General features: G+C 39.9%; 14 protein-coding genes, 4 tRNA genes and 2 pseudogenes. 12 read left to right on the top strand and 8 right to left on the bottom strand.

The window, feature by feature from the left end; genetic code table 11:
• Positions 1-69: 69 nt before the first annotated feature.
• Positions 70-1005 carry a cation diffusion facilitator family transporter gene (locus tag F948_RS13115; RefSeq protein ID WP_004909708.1) on the top strand — a complete coding sequence of 312 codons (936 nt, stop codon included), beginning with the start codon at positions 70-72 and terminating at the stop codon, positions 1003-1005.
• A gap of 28 nt (positions 1006-1033) precedes the next feature.
• Here F948_RS13115 and F948_RS13110 read toward each other — a convergent pair whose 3' ends face one another.
• Positions 1034-1372 carry a hypothetical protein gene (locus F948_RS13110; RefSeq protein ID WP_004909706.1) on the bottom strand — a complete coding sequence of 113 codons (339 nt, stop codon included), beginning with the start codon at positions 1370-1372 and terminating at the stop codon, positions 1034-1036.
• Between the two features lie 232 nt (positions 1373-1604).
• Between F948_RS13110 and F948_RS13105 the strand changes: the two genes are divergently transcribed.
• A complete protein-coding gene (locus tag F948_RS13105) occupies positions 1605-3227 on the top strand; it encodes a hypothetical protein (protein ID WP_004964631.1) in 1623 nt (540 codons plus the stop codon).
• 175 nt (positions 3228-3402) lie between these two features.
• On the top strand, positions 3403-4335 hold the full coding sequence (locus tag F948_RS13100) for a hypothetical protein (protein ID WP_004964628.1): 933 nt from the start codon (positions 3403-3405) through the stop codon (positions 4333-4335).
• 38 nt (positions 4336-4373) lie between these two features.
• Here F948_RS13100 and F948_RS13095 read toward each other — a convergent pair.
• From F948_RS13095 to F948_RS13065, 7 genes are all read right to left on the bottom strand, one after another.
• A tRNA-Glu gene (locus F948_RS13095) sits at positions 4374-4449 on the bottom strand.
• Positions 4450-4486: 37 nt separating this feature from the next.
• Positions 4487-4562: transfer RNA gene (locus F948_RS13090), tRNA-Glu, on the bottom strand.
• A gap of 217 nt (positions 4563-4779) precedes the next feature.
• On the bottom strand, positions 4780-6186 hold the full coding sequence (locus F948_RS13085) for an amino acid permease (RefSeq protein WP_004909664.1): 1407 nt from the start codon (positions 6184-6186) through the stop codon (positions 4780-4782).
• A gap of 112 nt (positions 6187-6298) precedes the next feature.
• Positions 6299-6374, bottom strand: a tRNA-Glu gene (locus F948_RS13080).
• Positions 6375-6396: 22 nt separating this feature from the next.
• Positions 6397-6472 (bottom strand) — tRNA-Ala (locus F948_RS13075).
• A 58-nt stretch (positions 6473-6530) separates the two neighbouring features.
• Positions 6531-8039: a glutamate--tRNA ligase gene (gene gltX, locus F948_RS13070; protein WP_004964626.1), complete on the bottom strand. Its 1509-nt coding sequence runs from the start codon at positions 8037-8039 to the stop codon at positions 6531-6533.
• Positions 8040-8144: 105 nt separating this feature from the next.
• The gene (locus F948_RS13065) at positions 8145-8384 is read right to left on the bottom strand and encodes a DUF4179 domain-containing protein (protein WP_371863821.1); all 240 of its coding nucleotides are present in this window, start codon (positions 8382-8384) and stop codon (positions 8145-8147) included.
• Positions 8385-8841: 457 nt separating this feature from the next.
• Here F948_RS13065 and F948_RS13060 point away from each other — a divergent pair.
• The 9 genes and pseudogenes from F948_RS13060 to mraY form a co-directional block, all read left to right on the top strand.
• Positions 8842-9747: pseudogene (locus tag F948_RS13060) on the top strand (sulfate ABC transporter substrate-binding protein); the annotation flags it as partial.
• A 73-nt stretch (positions 9748-9820) separates the two neighbouring features.
• Complete coding sequence (locus F948_RS13055) at positions 9821-10567, top strand: IS5 family transposase (RefSeq protein WP_004912080.1); 747 nt, start codon at positions 9821-9823, stop codon at positions 10565-10567.
• 37 nt (positions 10568-10604) lie between these two features.
• A pseudogene (locus F948_RS16595) lies at positions 10605-10697 on the top strand (sulfate transporter); the annotation flags it as partial.
• 199 nt (positions 10698-10896) lie between these two features.
• The gene (gene rsmH / locus F948_RS13045; protein ID WP_004964621.1) at positions 10897-11817 is read left to right on the top strand and encodes a 16S rRNA (cytosine(1402)-N(4))-methyltransferase RsmH; all 921 of its coding nucleotides are present in this window, start codon (positions 10897-10899) and stop codon (positions 11815-11817) included.
• A 2-nt stretch (positions 11818-11819) separates the two neighbouring features.
• Entirely contained in the window at positions 11820-12158 is a 339-nt protein-coding gene (gene ftsL / locus F948_RS13040) for a cell division protein FtsL (RefSeq protein WP_004951532.1), read from the top strand.
• A gap of 10 nt (positions 12159-12168) precedes the next feature.
• The gene (gene ftsI / locus F948_RS13035; RefSeq protein ID WP_004964619.1) at positions 12169-14001 is read left to right on the top strand and encodes a penicillin-binding protein PBP3; all 1833 of its coding nucleotides are present in this window, start codon (positions 12169-12171) and stop codon (positions 13999-14001) included.
• Positions 14002-14004: 3 nt separating this feature from the next.
• Positions 14005-15504 carry a UDP-N-acetylmuramoyl-L-alanyl-D-glutamate--2,6-diaminopimelate ligase gene (locus tag F948_RS13030; RefSeq protein WP_004964616.1) on the top strand — a complete coding sequence of 500 codons (1500 nt, stop codon included), beginning with the start codon at positions 14005-14007 and terminating at the stop codon, positions 15502-15504.
• A gap of 8 nt (positions 15505-15512) precedes the next feature.
• Complete coding sequence (locus tag F948_RS13025; RefSeq protein WP_004964613.1) at positions 15513-16910, top strand: UDP-N-acetylmuramoyl-tripeptide--D-alanyl-D-alanine ligase; 1398 nt, start codon at positions 15513-15515, stop codon at positions 16908-16910.
• A complete protein-coding gene (mraY, locus tag F948_RS13020) occupies positions 16911-18029 on the top strand; it encodes a phospho-N-acetylmuramoyl-pentapeptide-transferase (RefSeq protein WP_004909640.1) in 1119 nt (372 codons plus the stop codon).
• Positions 18030-18033: the final 4 nt, after the last annotated feature.

Here is an 18033-nt window from a genome sequence, read left to right as displayed (position 1 = left end):
AAGCATTTCAACTTTGGCTGACTTGTAAAACTCATTGGGTTTTACGCTAATAATGATAAGGAGTCCAACATGAGTGGACATCAAGGGCATGATCATAGTCATGCTGTAGTTACTGAAGGCAACGCAAAAAAATTGACGATTGCGTTGGTGCTGACAACAACATTTTTAATCGTCGAAGTTATTGCGGGTTTAATTACACAAAGTTTGGCATTGCTGTCCGATGCAGCGCATATGTTTACTGATGCGGCAGCACTCGCGATTGCTTTGGCTGCGATTAAAATCGCTAAACGTCCAGCAGATAATAAACGCACATTTGGTTATCAGCGTTTTGAAATCTTGGCGGCGTTATTTAATGCTTCCATGCTATTTTTTGTTGCAATCTATATCCTTTACGAAGCTTATCAACGATTTACACAACCTCCTGAGATTCAGAGTGTAGGCATGCTTATCGTTGCGTCTTTGGGTCTTGTCATTAATCTTATTTCCATGAAGATTTTGATGTCGAGTGCAGCCGAAAGTTTGAATATGAAAGGCGCTTATTTGGAAGTGTTAAGTGATGCACTTGGCTCAGTTGGTGTGATCATTGGTGCGGTCATTATTTACTACACCAATTGGTATTGGGTTGATACGATTATTGCCGTTGCAATTGGGTTTTGGGTGTTACCAAGAACTTGGATTTTGCTTCGTCAAAGTATCAATATTCTCCTTGAAGGTGTACCTGAAGAAGTGGATATTGAAAAACTGCGTAACGACTTATTGGCGTTACAGGGTGTTGAGAGTATTCATCAACTTAAGGTTTGGGCGATTACCTCAAAGAATATTCATCTGACCGTACATTTATTTGCACCAAATGCTGATCGTAAGCAATTACATCAAGCTGCAACTGAAATGTTGGCACATGAACATGGTATAGCTGAGGTGACATTACAAATTGAAGATGATGCTGAAATGAACTGCCAGCATACGCATCAACATGCCGAACAAGAACATTCACATCAGCATTGAGCTGATGTGAACTTTTCTATTTTTTAAATTAATTCTGCCATTCGTGGTTACAATCACGACATTTCCAATGCTTTTGCGCTTGCATAAAGGCTTGCATTGAAATTTTAAAATCTGGAAGATCACGCCAAAATAGAACACCTGCAATTACACACACAGCAAATACAGCAACTGTCGCAATTTGTAAGCCTTGTCCTGCACCATTTCCAAAAATCCACATCCCAATACTAATTAAGACAAGGATCAGTAAAATAAAGATCGCAGGGACTAATAGTACTAAGCTTTTAGGTACATTGGGACGAGGGCTATTTGCACCCTGACTGACAGGCATAATTTTCACGCTTTGACATTTAGGGCAACGGTATTGCATAGATTTATCCTATAGGGTTTTGCTTATTTTAGCGAAAATTGTGAAAAAGCTAAAATGTTGTGGCTATGGAATTGTTTTATTTACTGATTCAGTTGTAGGTATGCCAATTCTAGAGCAGTTTGGATAATTAGATTGATATATTTTGCACTTCGTCTAAAGCTATTCGCTAAGCAGTATTCAGCCATGCTAATTTGAGTTGAAGAGTTACTGAATAGTTATTCGAAGAATACGTATGTTACCGATTAAAATTCTAAAATTACGTTTATCACGCATTCAAAAAGGTAAAGAGCATCTTTCCTCTCAAGATAAATTGATGTTGGTGAGTATGGAGAGTCCAGATCTGAGTGCTAACTTTTTGCTGCGCTTATTTAAGATGTCTTTGCCCAAGCAATGGAAGTTTCATTCAGAGACTGAGGAAGATATCCTGTATACACGTCAACTCATTCAGTTGATCGAGAACGAATTTATCCCTGCCTATGAATTTCATGCCCGAAAGCATGCTTGGTATGAACAATGTCTAGAGTATCAGCTTAATTTTTTAGTAACTGAACCTAATCAGCAACAAATTAATCATTATTTAAGGCAATTGGATCTATGTTTGGATCAACAGCCAAAATTGGATTTGTTGAGGTATTTTTACCAGCAATATCCTACAGTTCAGCACGCTACAGCATTAGCTAAATCATATGCTGGAGCCGCCGAATATTCAAAGGCGATCGAATTGTATGAATGGGCAGCACAACAATCAACACAACGTAATGAAGTTGCTTTTTATAGTTACATCGAGTGTCTCGTTCATCGAAACCAGTCTGAGTACAAAAAAGGTATTAGCGATGTTGAGCATGCGATTGATTTGTTGTGTCGATTTGAAAAGCCAATAGATCAAAAGAGTTACAACAAAATATTAGACCAATCAATTTCGAAGTTACTACCATCTGCGTTCTTGGAATCACGAAGTGCAGAAACCAGTGTATTTGCAGATGTTGGGCGTGGTTTAAACTCATTGGGTAAAACTTTAGGAGGAATTTTTGGAGCAAAAGACTTAAATATTCCTTTGAGTAAAGATGTGATAGCCAGTGCACCCCAACTGCTCAGTACAGATCAAATGATAATGAGTTTAGAGCGGACTGCTACGCTGCAACAATCTTTTAGACGATGGATTGGAGAAGAGCAGTTTCAGCACTATTTAAATCATGATGCAGGATTATTGACTAAATTTTGGTTAGAGATGGAAGCTCATCCTGCATCAATCGGGACATTATCTGATTCTTTCTCTCGACTACAGCTGCTCGAACAATTGGCTTCTTCAACACGTCGTCTAGGAGAGCTGCTTGATTTAGCAGATATTCAACTTATTTTAGATCAAGGGACCAATGCATATTTCGGTGAGTTCCGTTTGAATAAGCAACATCCTGATCGAGAGCAGCTGTTTGTGCAACGTGAGAAAATTGTAGATGAGATGGCTCAATTTGCACATTGGTTTTATGAGCATATCCTCACAGTATATTGTGATCAGCAATTGAAGCTCTTTGAGCAAATACAAAAAACATTGTTGAAACAACCGACTGAGCAAGCTTTGTGGAGTGCGCTGTTTGCTTACCAATTTGAGCGACAGAGTCGAGCACAAAGATTGATGGAATGGATGCAAGCAAAGCTTGAGAAAACAAATGATTTTGAAAACTTACAAGCGGCATGGGTTGCTTTAAGAGCAAGTCGATCATTTAGCGATAACGACATTCCAAGCAAAATAGCCACGATACAACAGGAGCTTGCACAATATAAGGCTTTATTGGAGCAGCAGAAACAGCAGATCGATCAGGATGAATTGAATATCGTTCATAAAGATGAGGAGTAGAATTTAGACGCCATCTAGAGCTAAATGTTGATCAGGATTATTTATTTCTGTGCAACAAAAATACGCAAATTGCTCTAGATAGCATGCTAATCTACTTAAAAACGTCTAATAAGTTCAGAAAGCAGATCGCAGCTCATTTGTATTGAGCCAGTAAAAAGGGAAGAGGGAGAGCATCTTGAATCGACAAGATGATAAAAAGGCGATGTTTGATACTATGCCTGCAGACAATGAAGTGACTGCGAAACCATCTTTATCACGTCGGCTAATCAATAAGACATTACAACATGCACAAGATGCAGTTGAATTTGCTAGTGACACCTCGCGAAATATCGCAGGTGTGGCGGATGCGGCATTAGATGCATTGGATCATGTTACACATCATACGAAACGTGGTGTGGAAGGTGTACGCAATACTGTGCGAGACATGGTTTCGGAAACCAGTGAAGCTGCTCGTCAGGTTGCATTGGCCATGGCTAGAGCATCTTTAGGCAAAAGTAGCTTAACGCTTTATTTACCTGAAATGTTGCTCAATAATCAAATTCGTAAACGCATTGACCGTACAGAAATCGACGATATCAAAATCGAATGTGGTAATGATCGTTTTCATATCGAATTGGATGGGCACTATCGTCGTTTTTTGTATCGTCTGTCGCTTGAATTCAATGTTTTAGAGTGTCGGATAGGACAAGAAAAATATTTACGCTTGCGTCAGGTCGATGAGCATCTTGATTTACAAGTTCGCCATGCTGGAACTTTAACGAATTGGGCAACACGTCGTGTCGGCAACGTGAGTTTTGAGCTGATTAACTCCTTACCGATTCCATTTCTGATTAATCACTTGGTTCGCGATATACCTGGTATTCAAAAAGAGGGGCATCGCTTGTGGTATATCGACCTTGAAGAAGCTGGATTTATTGATTTCATTAATAATCGTTCATGGATGGTCGATAAATTATTGAGTTTGACTGACTTTAGTATTTTGCCGGGATTAAACATTTTGCAAGAAAGTCGAGAGTTGGTTCAGCAATTAGTAGATCAATTCGAGATTCGAGGCTTGCGTGTACAATCAGGTCGTTTAGAAGTACAAGTTGGGATTGGAAGCGAATAAGAAAAAAGCCACTGTCGATGCAGTGGCTTTTTAGAATTTGGCGTCCCTACGGGGATTCGAACCCCGGTTACCGCCGTGAAAGGGCGATGTCCTAGGCCTCTAGACGATAGGGACTTATATGAGGCATACATCTGAAAACAATAATAAATATTGGCGTCCCTACGGGGATTCGAACCCCGGTTACCGCCGTGAAAGGGCGATGTCCTAGGCCTCTAGACGATAGGGACGTTTCAGAGGTGGGCGTATATTAGGGTGAATTGGGTGGGGTGTCAAACACTTTTCTAAAGAAAAATTAAAAAAAATAAATGAATGTTTAAAAATAAAGCGCATTGGGGGATAAATAATCAAAAATAAGGATTTAAGAGATAAAATACTATTTAGATGATGATTTTTATACCTAAATAAAAAATGCAGCTTGTTTAAGCTGCATTTTTGTTTGTCGGCTTATTTTTGATCACGATAAAAGACATAGTGACTTAAATAACATGCCGCAATGAATAATAAACAACCAATAAAGCCCGCCTGCATTTCAGGATCTGCTGCCATACTTAAACCAGTAATGAAACAGAACACAAAACCTAAAATAGGAACGATAGGATAAAGAGGGGCAGCAAATTTTAAATCTTTTGCTGTGTATCCAGCTTTATACCATTGGCGTCTAAAATTAAATTGACTCCAGCAGATACTCATCCACACGATCACCATCGTAAATGCAGCGATTCCAAGTAGATTTTTAAAGATCGTTTCAGGTGCAAAATGTTCAGATAATAATCCTGGTAGAGCACCAAACATCGTCACGATAAGTGCAATAATTGGCGTGCCACTTTTAGACAGTTTAGAAAAAACTCTCGGTAATTGACGTTGATCAGACAAAGACCACATCATACGAGAGGCTGCATACAAACCTGAGTTTGCTGCAGAAAGAAGGGCAGTGATAATGACAAATCGAATAATGTCATCTGCGTAAGGAATGCCAATATAGTTGAATACGGTAACAAAAGGACTGCTACTGACGCCTTCACCACCCAATCCTGCAATTTGGAATGGTAATAATGCGCTGATCACAATAATTGTACCAACAAAGAAAATTAGCAGACGCCAAATTGCCGCATTAATAGCTTTAGGTACATTCACCGCAGGATCTTTTGTTTCACCAGCAGCGACACCGATCAGTTCTGTACCTGAAAAGGCAAAATTCACAATTAACATCGTGGTGAAAATTGGTAAAAGACCTTCTGGGAACCAACCGTGAGCAGTTAAGTTGTGAAATAAAGGTGCTGATTCAGAACCTTTAAATGGGATTAAACCAAAAATTGCCAGCAGGCCAAGAAGAATAAAGGCAATTACTGTAACAACTTTTACTAAAGCCAGCCAAAATTCTGATTCAGCAAAAATGCGTGTTGAACTCATGTTGAGTCCAAAAATAGTTACGGCAAAGATAATCGTCCATATCCACATAGAAATATGAGGAAACCATTCTTGCATTAGTAGTGCTGCGGCAGTAAATTCTGTGCCTAATGTTGCTGTCCATGTCAGCCAGTAGACCCATGAGATCATATAGCCTGTGCCTGGACCAATATATTTTTGAGCGTATGCGCCAAATGATCCTGCGACAGGCATGTGTACTGCAAGTTCACCTAAGCACAACATCACCATATAGGCGATCAATCCACCCAAGACATAGGCGATAATTGCACCTATCGGTCCAGTTTGGGCGATTACTTCACCAGAACCCAAAAACAAGCCCGTACCAATTGCACCGCCAAGAGATAGCATGACTAAATGGCGCGTGCTCATCGAACGTTTTAATGTTTTTGATTCTGAATTCGAATTTGAGTTGGAAGATTGCATACGACAATTTGTCCACGCATAGAGAAGCGGCTATTTTATGGAAAATTATGAAATGTGCAATCTGATTAAGAGAAAGATTGAGAGAAAAATATAATTATTAGATAAAAGAATTTGGCGTCCCTACGGGGATTCGAACCCCGGTTACCGCCGTGAAAGGGCGATGTCCTAGGCCTCTAGACGATAGGGACAGATGAGGCAACACAAAATGTTTGGTGGAGCCAAGCAGGATCGAACTGCTGACCTCTACAATGCCATTGTAGCGCTCTACCAACTGAGCTATGACCCCAGTTTGTGTGAGCGCAATATTAGGTGGATTACGCTCACACGTCAATGATTAAACGGACTTAAGTCTCACTATTTGCATCATTTTTCGGCAATTTTAGTGATTCATTTAACTTTTCCCACACTTTCAGTTCTTTCTTGCTAGGCGCACCTACGATCTCTAGAGCATGGCGTAGTCGAGCAAAAGTTAAATCTGGACCCAAAGTCACCATTGCTTGCATTACAGGCGTAGAACTTGTTGAGCCTGCTATTGCGATAAAGAAAGCAGGCATGAAATCACGTAGTTTGATTTCCATTTGATTTGCCAAATCCATCAAAATTTGACTGACAGTTTCATTGTTCCATGTGAACTGGCTTTCTAAGCGCCAAATCGCAAATTGCAGGCTTTGACGGACTTGTTCTTCTGTCAATTTCTTGCTTTCAAACTGCTCTTTGTTGATTTGAGGCATATGGTTAAAATAGAAACCTGCCCAATTAACAGCTTCAGACAAAAGATTAATACGTGGTTGAATCGCCGCTGCAATATCTTCAAGTGTTTGGCGATCAGACTTCCACGTCAACAAACGAGCAAGGAGTTGTCCTGGTGTTAATGATTTGATCCATTGACCATTAAGCCAATTGAGTTTTTCTACATCAAAAATTGGTCCACCAAGTGAAACACGCTGCACATCAAAGTTTTCAATCATGTCCTGTAGAGTAAAGACTTCGCGTTCGTCAGGCATAGACCAACCCATGCGCCCTAAATAGTTGAGCAACGCCTCTGGCAATACACCAATGTCACGATAGTAGTTGATAGATGTTGGATTTTTACGTTTAGAGAGCTTTGACTTATCTGGATTACGAAGTAAAGGCATGTGACAAAGCGTTGGCATGTCCCAACCAAAGTATTGGTAAAGCAATTGGTGCTTAGGTGCAGATGGTAGCCATTCTTCACCACGTAAAACGTGAGTGATTTCCATTAAATGGTCATCAACAACATTTGCAAGGTGGTAGGTTGGTAAGCCATCAGTTTTCAATAGCACTTGCATGTCTACTTGTGCCCAAGGAATTTCAACTTCACCACGTAATAGGTCATTGATTTTACAGACACCCTCTTCTGGAACTTTCATGCGAATGACATGAGGTTCACCAACTGCAAGACGACGTTGTACTTCTTCTTGAGTTAATTTTAAACCACGACCATCATATTTAGGTGTTTCACCACGTGCTTGTTGTTCAGCACGCATTTGGTCGAGTTCTTCTGCTGTCGCAAAACAGTAAAAAGCATGACCTTTTTCCACTAATTCAAGTGCGTATTGTTTGTAGATACCCATACGTTCTGATTGGCGATACGGTGCATGTGGTCCACCAACATCAGGACCTTCTGACCAGTTAAGTCCAAGCCAACGTAAAGAATCTAAAATCATTTTTTCAGATTCTGGGGTTGAACGAAGTTGATCCGTATCTTCGATGCGTAAAATAAACTCACCGCCATGCTGTTTCGCAAAGCATAGGTTAAAGAGAGCGATATATGCAGTTCCTACATGAGGGAAACCAGTAGGAGAGGGAGCAATACGAGTACGGACTTTCATAAGTGATCGAATTTAAAATTAGAATTGAAACTATTATAACGAAAAAGCCTAGTCACGGAATGACTAGGCGCATTTAAACATGTTAGGGGTTACATATTTAAAGAATTAAGAATTATGCGGTTGGAAAATGGTTTGAACAAAGCGTGAAAAACGTTCGTGCTGTGTAGCAAAGAAGTTTTGCGTTGGTGTTGTACGAATCGTATTCAACATTTTAAGTTCATCATTGCTCGACGGGATCATCGATGTATTACGTTTTTGCTGATCCAGCGCTTTGACAATTAAAGAAGAAGATTTGTCTACAGTTTTTATGTTGTTGCTTTCTTTGATAGCAGCAGCGTGTCCCATTTGTACTGAACAAGCTAAAAATAGGCTTAAGCATATCGTTTTTTTCAATTTTAATGCTCGCATTGCTAACATTCCCTTATTACTTCCGAGTCTACAAGACTAACTAAACAACTATACTATTGCTTTAATGATACGATTCAAACATAAATCTTAATAAAAAAGTAGAACTACGTCACACTTTTCACAAAAAAGATAAACTTCCAGTAAATTTCTACTCAATATTTATAGCCTTGTGGCTAGTTTGTTTGCAAGTCAAATTTAGCAAGCAAATATGTAGAAAACGTGAAGAACGTTCAATTTTAAATAAGCTAATACGATTCCTCATCTAAATGTATGGATCAAAATGATTTAGATTAAAAACTGAATAATAAAGAAGAAAACATTATAACTGATTGATTCTAAAATATATTTATTAAAATATAGTGCTATAAATAGTAAAAATAAGGTTGTTATAAATATGAAGCGTGTATTCACATCAGTTGCATTTATATTTGGATTATGGGGGAGTGCCCATGCAGCAACTTCTTTCTTGAATGTGTCTTATGATCCAACACGTGAATTTTATCAAGAATATAATCAAGCTTTTGGCAAATACTGGAAAAGTAAAACAGGGCAGGAAGTCGAATTTAAGCAATCACATGGTGGATCGGGCAAGCAAGCACGCTCTGTGATTGATGGCTTACAGGCCGATGTTGTAACTTTGGCATTAGCTAATGATATCGATGAGATTGCGAATGCAGGATTAATTCGTAAAGATTGGCAGAAACAGTTTAAAAATAATTCTGCACCTTATACCTCAACTGTTGTTTTTTTAGTCCGAAAGGGTAATCCCAAAAATATTCGTGATTGGAATGATTTGACCCGAGAAGGAGTTGAAATCATCACTCCAAATCCTAAAACTGGTGGTGCTCCACGTTGGATTTATTTATCTGCTTGGGGATATGCTTTAAAACAGCCGAATGGAAATGATGCCAAAGCTCGTGAGTTGGTAAAAAAACTTTATCAAAATGTCAAAGTTTTAGACTCTGGTGCTCGAGGCTCATTAACAACCTTCGCAGAGCGTGGAATTGGAGATGTATTGTTATCATGGGAAAATGAAGCACTTTTAGCGACACAAGGGTTAGGCAAAGACAAATTCGAAATTGTTTATCCATCGATTTCGATCTTGGCGGAACCTTCAGTTGCGATCGTTGATAAAACGGTGGAAAAGGATGGTAATCGTAATTTAGCGCGTGGATATCTCAATTTCCTTTATTCACCCCTAGGACAAGAGTTAGCTGCAAAACATTATTTCCGCCCGAGAAATCCAGAGGTCGCTACGAAATATGCAAAACAGTTTCCAAAGATCAAATTATTTAGGGTGTGTTGACACTTTTAGCTTAAAAAAATAGCGAAGTAGTAAAATCAAATCGCCAAACCCAATTTTACTATTCGCTATGCCTCGTACCATGCTGACAGATCAACACTGGCAAAAGTTGAAAACTATTTTGCGTAATTTATCTATTCATCACAACTCAAATTTACGTAATTTTATTGAAGCTATTCTCTATAGAATTAGAACAGGCTGTCCGTGGCGAGATATTCCTTCCTATTTCGGTCAATCAAACTCTATTTTCAAACGTTTTAATCGTTGGTCAAGCAGCGGTAAGTTGCTTAGATTATTCAAATTATTAGCATCATGCCCCGATATGGAGTGGATTTTTATTGATGGCTCTCACGTACGTGCTCATCAACATTCTGCCGGTATAGCGAATCAATCCATTTCTAAAAGTGTAGGAGGAAACTCCTCAAAAATACATTTGATTGTTGATTCACATGGCAATCCTATTGATTTCATGATTACCGATGGCACTACACATGACATCAAAGTTGCACCTGATTTAATAGCAACATTAGATTTAAAAGAGACAGAAGTGGTATGCGCAGATAAAGGCTATGATTCAGAACCACTGCGTGAGCAGATCAGAAAAACAGGAACAAAAGCGAATATACCAAAGAAAATAAATAGCCAATCGAACAATGATCATATGGACTGGTATTTATATAAAATCAGGCATTTAGTTGAAAATATGTTTTGTAGATTAAAACAATTTAGAGGGATAGCTACTCGATATGACAAGCTCAAAAGAAATTATCAAAGTGCTGTTGCCTTAGCCTGTATATTTTTATGGCTACCTTTATAGGTTTAATTATGAACAGTAAATGTCAACAGACCCTAATATTCAGGATGTCTTTGGGGGGTGGGCAAAGGCACAAAAAACTCATTTTGTGAATGGGGCGATTTTTGATCAGATTTATGCTGAGAAACCTTAGCTCAATAAAGTTATATCAGCCTTTTAGTTAGTCGTGAAAAGCAAATATGTCGTGTATTTGCTTTTTTATTGGATGAAAAATGACAAGAAAACGGTTTTATCTATGGAAAGTTAAGAATTCTCTACAAAAAGTCGTTTGGTACTGGCATAAAACAAGGTGATAATGTGCAGTTACATTTTTAGCTGTTGATTCATTTCTTATGTCGCATATTTCTGTCTTACTTCATGAAACCGTTGATGGCGTATTGGCAGGTCGCGATACTGGCATTTATGTTGATGCCACGTTCGGTCGAGGTGGTCATACTAAACTTTTGCTTTCTAAATTAGATCAAAATGCACGAGTTTATGCATTTGATAAAGATCCTCAAGCGCTAGAAGTTGCTGCGCAATTAGAACAAGAAGATCCGCGTTTTAAAATTATTCATGCCAGTTTTGCTGATCTTCAATCTGAATTAGCGAATATTGGAATTACTGAAGTCGATGGCATTATGGCAGATCTTGGAGTCTCTTCTCCTCAGTTAGATCAAGCAGAACGTGGCTTCAGTTTTATGCAAAATGGACCATTGGATATGCGTATGGATAATTCAAAAGGTCCTACAGCAGCCGAGTGGTTACTAGAAATTGAAGAAGAAAAATTAGCGAATATTATTTATCAATATGGTGAAGAGCGTTATAGCCGCCGTATTGCTAAAGCGATTAAACAAGCAGGTGAGCTTACAACTACTGCACAATTAGCCGAATTGGTGAAAACTGCGCATCCTAAATGGGAGAAGCATAAGCATCCTGCAACACGGACTTTTCAGGCAATCCGTATCGCAATTAACAAAGAACTAGAAGATATTGAGATATTTTTGCCGCAAGCTGTAGAATTACTCAAACCTAAAGGACAGTTGGCTGTGATTAGCTTCCATTCTTTAGAAGACCGCTTAATTAAGCAGTTTATCCAAAAAGAATCTACTTTAGCGGAGGATACGGGCTGGGGCATGCCTCAAGCTCAGATTGATACCCGTCGTTTGAAGAAGGTTTCTCGTATTCGTGCGAGTGAAGCAGAAGTAAAAGCAAATCCTCGTTCGCGTAGTGCTTGGTTGCGCGTGGCAGAGCGCTTAGAAAAGAAAGGCTAACAATGAACAACAAAAATGATGACGAAGTTGTATCGAACACCAAAAAAGGTCTAAAAAAAGTTGTTGTTTATGCGGTGTTAGTTGCATCAGTATTTATTAGCGCCATGATGGTGGTATTTCAGGTGTTCGAATATCGACATGATTATCGTGACCTGAGTGCTTATATGCGTGAAAGAGACGATTTAAATGCTGAATGGGGGCGTTTGCTGATCGAGCAACAAACCTTTGGTGCAACTGCACAGATTGGTTCACGTGCAGTAACGCAATTGCGTATGTTTTCACCTCCAGCTGCGCAAACCGTTGTGATTTCTTTACCTATGACTACAAAGCAAGATAAATAAGGCATGCTGTATGGCAGATAAGCGAAGTAAACCAATACGTAAAAAACAGCAGTCTATCTCAGAAAAGCCAACTTTAGCTTTGGATATGTGGCGCTTTTACCTGCTTTGGGGAACGGTGCTACTGTGCTTTGTGGTCTTGGTTGCGCGTGCATTTTATGTGCAGGTCGTTAATAAAGACTTTTTACAAAATAAAGCCAATGCCAATATTTTGCGGACTGAACGCCTTGAAGCAATGCGAGGTGTGATTAGTGATCGTCATGGTGTGCCTTTGGCGATCAGTACACCCATCATGAAAATTGTGATTGATCCACGTGATTATTGGGAGGCAAAGCATCTTTATGATGAAATTACAGCTGAACTCCAAAAGGACCCAACTAATCGTAAACTCAAACGCCAGCTACCTGATAAAAACTTAAATTTAGACGAATTAGCAGACGCTGTTGGTATTGATCGTAAAGATTTAAGAAAGCAGATGAATGATCGACCTCGTTCACGCTATTTAGTTTTACAAAAAGAAATTCCACCTCAACAAGCTGATTTAATTGTTAAGCGCAATTTTCAGGGTGTTTATGCTGAGAAAAGTTATAAGCGTTACTATCCACAACCTCAACCCAATGCGCAAATTATTGGTTTAACCAATAGTGAAGGTAAAGGGATTGAAGGTTTAGAGATGCAACTGAATAAGCAATTATCTGGAATGGATGGTGAGCAGAAAATCATCCGTGATAAAAAAGGTAATCGCTTAAAAGTTTCAGAAGTTATCAAAGAAGTTGAGTCAGGTGAAAATATCACACTAAGCATCGACTCTCGCCTACAGTACATCATGTATCGAGAATTGACTGCAGCAGGTGTTGCCAATAATGCACGTTCTGCGACGGCAATCGCTGTAGATGTAAAAACGGGTGAAATCTTGGCAATGACTAGTTGGCCATCTTATAACCCGAATGATAAAAATGGTTTAGCCAATAAAGATGCGATGCGTAACCGTGGTGCGATCGATATGTTCGAACCGGGTTCAACGATGAAACCGTTTACTGTTGCCGCAGCATTAGAAAGTGGTAAATACACACCAAATACGATTGTAAATACTGCGCCGGGAACCATGCGTTTAGGTTGGCATACCATTCGTGATACCCATAATTATGGTGCTTTAACACTGACAGGTATTATTGTTAAATCTTCTAACGTTGGTTCCGCAAAATTAGCGCTATCTCTGCCAAAAGACGCTCTGCCTTCATTTTTCCGTCGTGTTGGATTTGGTCATCGTTCCGACGTTAAATTCCCTGGTGAGAGTGCAGGTTTACTTTATTCTGGAGACAAGTTAAATCCTTCTCAATTAGGAACTATGGCTTATGGTTACGGGTTGAATGCGACTATTTTGCAGTTAGCTCAAGGCTATGCAATGTTGGCAAATCATGGGGTTGAAATGCCACTCAGTCTGCGTAAATTAGACAAAGCACCTGAAGGAAAACAGGTGCTTGATCCTAAAATTGCAGATCAAGTTTTGTTGATGTTAGAGCAGGTGACGATGCCAGGTGGTACTGCATTACAAGCCAACATTCCAGGATATCGTGTTGGTGGTAAAACAGGTACAGCACATAAATTACGTGCAGACCGTAAAGGCTATTCCAATAATGAATATCGTGCCTTGTTTGCAGGTGTTGCACCAGTCAGTGATCCTCGGCTTGCTATGATTATTGTCGTTGAGAATCCACAGGGACGCTATTATGGTGGTCTTGTTGCTGCTCCTGTTTTTGCTCGAATCATGCAAGAGTCATTGCGCTTATTAAACGTTCCTTTAGATAAACCTCTTGATACTCCACAAAATCCAATCCGTAGGTAGATTATGTCGATTACTTTTCAGCAGATACACCCAGTTAATATCGATGCGGTTTGGGTTTCACAGCCATTCAATGGCTTTTGTTTGGATAGCCGCAAGGTAGCCTCTGGGCAGATCTTTATCGCACTAAATAGCTATAGCCAACCTGAAAAGACCATTGAGTTTGCCCAAAAAGCTCTAGATTCAGGTGCGTTGGCTGTGATTAGCGAAAGTGCTTTAGGCTTAAAGAATGAGTGGGTGTGTCCCCAAGTGCGTTACTTGATGGGTGAATGGCAAAAGCAGTATCTACAAGCGAGTGAGCCTGTACAAGCATTGCGGGGCGTTGCTGTAACGGGAACAAATGGCAAAACAACAATTTCACGTTTGGTGGCTGAGTTAATTAGTTCTCAAGGTTTGGGGTGTGCCGTTATGGGAACGACGGGTAATGGGATTTTACCTAATCTCACACCATCAACACATACGACCTTGGATGCCTTACAGTTGCAAACTGCATTACATGATTATGCGCAGCAAGGTGCCAAATTTGTTGCGCTTGAAGCGAGTTCTCATGGTCTAGAGCAAGGTCGTTTAAATGGTTGTGATATCGAAATTGCGGTATACAGTAATTTGAGTCGAGATCATTTGGATTACCATGGCACTTTAGAGGCTTATGCCGAAGCTAAAGCATTGCTATTTAAATTTGCTACTTTAAAAGCGGTCGTGATTAATCTAGATGATCAATATGCTTCTATTATGCTAAAAGCAGCAAAAAATAACCCTTCACAACCTAAAATTCTAACTTATTCTTTAACTCAAACTTCTGCTGATTATCATATTGCTGATTTACAGTATCGTCTGAGTGGGGCAAGTTTCACGCTGATCAGCCCTGTCGGAAGTTATGCGGTAAATAGTCCACTGCTGGGTCAGTTCAATGTTGAAAATCTTTTAGCTAGCTTAATTGCTGCGGAGTATGCAGGTTTTGATCTTGCTGACTTAGTGAAATTTGTACCCGAACTAAAAGGCGCACCTGGTCGTATGCAGGTGATCCAAGACCATGAACGGTTATTTGTGGTGGATTATGCGCATACACCTGATGCATTGATTCAAGTGTTGACCACTTTGAAACGCCACGTCACAGGTCAACTTTGGGCTGTTTTTGGTTGTGGAGGAGACAGAGATCGAGGAAAGCGCCCACTGATGACACAGGCAGCCCTTGATCATGCCAATCCAGTAGTGCTGACTTCAGATAATCCTCGAACTGAGAATCCAGAACAAATTTTTGCTGATATGAAGCATGGTGTTGATTTTGATGGTCATCAAATAGATGAAATTCATGATCGCCGTGAGGCAATTAAATTTGTGGTCAAGCAAGCACAGGCAGGCGATATTGTTGTGATTGCGGGTAAAGGACATGAAAATTATCAAGAAATCGATGGTGTAAGACATTGGTTTGATGATGTGGTTGAAGTACAGTCAGCAATCGCTGCACAATCACATGTTTTAGATTCAGCTTATCCTGCGCAATAGGGAATATTATGCATACCTCCACAACCAGTACAGTTCCATTAGAGCCTTGGACTCCAGAACAATTACAAGAAGCAACTCAAGGTGAATGGCTTCATGGCAATATTCCTCAAGGTGCAATAAAGCGAATTTTGACGGATTCACGTCATGCAGAAGTTGGCGATGTATTTCTTGCGCTTAAAGGTGAGCGTTTTGATGCTCATGATTTTGTGGCTCAGGTCGCGACTCAAGGCTGTCAAATTGCGATTGTAGAGCGTCCAATAGATGCTGATATTGCGCAATTGGTTGTTAAAGATACACGTTTAGCCTTAGGTGATCTAGGAGCCTATCGTCGTAAACAGAATGCACATCTGAAAGTGATCGCATTGACTGGAAGTAGTGGTAAGACAACAACTAAGGAAATGCTCGGGAGTATTCTCTCTCGTTTGGCACCGACATTGATTACACGTGGCAATTTAAATAACGATTTGGGTGTCCCAATGATGTTGCTTGAATTGCGTAAAGAACATCAATACGCGGTTATGGAATTGGGTGCCAGTCACCAAGGTGAGATTGATTATACGTCTAATTTGGTTCAACCCCATGTCGCAGGAATCCTAAATATTGGTACTGCACATTTAGGTGAATTTGGAGGGCGTGAAGGAATCTGTCGTGCTAAATCTGAGATCTATGCGCACATTTTACCTCAAGGAGTAGCGATCGTTCCTGCTGCTGATGATTTTACTGCCAACATTAGAAATAGTGCTCAAGCACACTCAAATTTAAGCTTTGGTCAAGGTGGTGATGTTTACGCGACTGAGATCGAATTAAAGCCTCAATCTGTTCGATTTAATTTACATACCCCACAAGGTCAGCGTGTAGTTAATTTACCTTTTGCTGGTGAGCATAATGTTCAAAATGCAACGGCAGCTACAGCCTTTGCTTTGGCAATTGGTATCGAACTAGATGATATCGTAGAGGGTTTGGAACAGGCTCAGGGTGCGAAAGGGCGTTTGAATTTTATTCAACATCAAAACCATTTGTTCATCGATGACACTTATAATGCGAATCCTACTTCAATGCGTGCTGCTGCCCAAGTGCTTTTGCAACAACAAGGCCTCAAGGTCATGGTCATGGGTGATATCGGTGAGTTAGGTGATAGTAGTTGGCAAGAGCATCATGATTTAGGTCGCGATTTAGCTGCTTTAGCCTTGGATCAAATTGTTGTAGTGGGTGAATATGCAAATGCCGCATTACAAGGTTCATCCCACTCAGAAAAATTACACGCCTTTGCGACACAAGCAGAAGCTTTACCATTTTTAATTCAGTTAATTCAAACACATCAACCCCAGTCAATGAGTTTCCTCTTTAAAGGGTCTCGTTTTACCCACATGGAAACGTTGATGGCTGATTTGATGGAGAAAATCTAAATGTTGTTATGGTTATTTGAGCAACTGGCGGGCTATAACAGCTCATTTCAGGTTGTTCGTTATTTAACATTACGCTCGTTATTGAGCGTGTTAACTGCGCTTATGATTGGTTTGGTTTTAGGACCAATCATGATACGCAAGCTACAAGCTTTGAAATATGGTCAGGCAGTTAGCTCGTTTGCTCCAGAAAACCATGCTAAAAAAATGGGTACCCCAACGATGGGGGGAATCCTGATTCTGCTTTCAATTGGGATCAGTACGCTATTGTGGGCTGATCTTTCAAATCCTTATGTTTGGATTGTCCTAGGTGTCATGGTTGTCTTTGGTGCTGTTGGTTGGGCTGATGACTGGATTAAAATCCGTTATAAAGATAACGCTGGTTTGCCTGCTCGTAAGAAGTTCTTTTGGACTTCGGTTGCATCTTTAGGAGCAGGTGTTGCGTTGTATGTTATTGCAAAGCAACAAGATAGTGTTGTGCATACAGCAAATATGCTGGATTTGCTTATTCCGTTTTTTAAGAATCTTTCGATCCCACTTTCAGTTGTTCCTTTTGGATTAGCATTCATTGTATTTACTTATTTGGTCATCAATGGAGCGTCGAATGCAGTTAATCTAACTGATGGATTAGATGGATTAGCGATTATGCCAGTTGTTATGGTTGCTGCAGGTTTAGGCGTGTTTGCTTATTTGTCTGGTGACATTCGTTTTGCCAATTATTTGCATATTCCGTATGTAAAATATACTTCAGAGCTCGTGGTGATCTGTTCTGCAATGATCGGTGCTGGCTTAGCTTTCCTTTGGTATAATGCACACCCTGCACAAGTCTTTATGGGTGATGTAGGAGCATTAGCACTAGGTGCAATGTTGGGTACAATCGCGGTGATGGTTAGACAAGAAATTGTTTTTGCTATTATGGGTGGTGTTTTCGTAATGGAAGCTGTTTCAGTTTTCTTGCAAATCGGATCCTTACGCATGCGGAATAAGCGTGTGTTCTTGATGGCACCTTTACACCATCATTATGAAAAGCAAGGTTGGAAAGAAACGCAAGTTGTTATCCGTTTCTGGATTATTACGATTTTCCTCGTTGTGCTAGGTTTAATGACGTTAAAATTACGTTAAGCGA

This window comes from Acinetobacter junii CIP 64.5, assembly GCF_000368765.1.
Taxonomy (GTDB): Bacteria; Pseudomonadota; Gammaproteobacteria; order Pseudomonadales; family Moraxellaceae; genus Acinetobacter; species Acinetobacter junii.
This window is presented reverse-complemented; position numbering and strand designations above follow the sequence as displayed.

What these genes read in the sequence shown, in the direction of transcription:
- ftsL (WP_004951532.1), top strand. Translation starts at nt 11,820, where the DNA reads ATGAACAACAAAAATGATGACGAAGTTGTATCGAACACCAAAAAAGGT.
- F948_RS13025 (WP_004964613.1), top strand. Translation starts at nt 15,513, where the DNA reads ATGCATACCTCCACAACCAGTACAGTTCCATTAGAGCCTTGGACTCCA.
- F948_RS13065 (WP_371863821.1), bottom strand. Translation starts at nt 8,384, where the DNA reads ATGGGACACGCTGCTGCTATCAAAGAAAGCAACAACATAAAAACTGTA.
- rsmH (WP_004964621.1), top strand. Translation starts at nt 10,897, where the DNA reads ATGTCGCATATTTCTGTCTTACTTCATGAAACCGTTGATGGCGTATTG.
- F948_RS13055 (WP_004912080.1), top strand. Translation starts at nt 9,821, where the DNA reads ATGCCTCGTACCATGCTGACAGATCAACACTGGCAAAAGTTGAAAACT.
- F948_RS13085 (WP_004909664.1), bottom strand. Translation starts at nt 6,186, where the DNA reads ATGCAATCTTCCAACTCAAATTCGAATTCAGAATCAAAAACATTAAAA.
- F948_RS13115 (WP_004909708.1), top strand. Translation starts at nt 70, where the DNA reads ATGAGTGGACATCAAGGGCATGATCATAGTCATGCTGTAGTTACTGAA.
- ftsI (WP_004964619.1), top strand. Translation starts at nt 12,169, where the DNA reads ATGGCAGATAAGCGAAGTAAACCAATACGTAAAAAACAGCAGTCTATC.
- F948_RS13105 (WP_004964631.1), top strand. Translation starts at nt 1,605, where the DNA reads ATGTTACCGATTAAAATTCTAAAATTACGTTTATCACGCATTCAAAAA.
- mraY (WP_004909640.1), top strand. Translation starts at nt 16,911, where the DNA reads ATGTTGTTATGGTTATTTGAGCAACTGGCGGGCTATAACAGCTCATTT.
- F948_RS13030 (WP_004964616.1), top strand. Translation starts at nt 14,005, where the DNA reads ATGTCGATTACTTTTCAGCAGATACACCCAGTTAATATCGATGCGGTT.
- F948_RS13110 (WP_004909706.1), bottom strand. Translation starts at nt 1,372, where the DNA reads ATGCAATACCGTTGCCCTAAATGTCAAAGCGTGAAAATTATGCCTGTC.
- gltX (WP_004964626.1), bottom strand. Translation starts at nt 8,039, where the DNA reads ATGAAAGTCCGTACTCGTATTGCTCCCTCTCCTACTGGTTTCCCTCAT.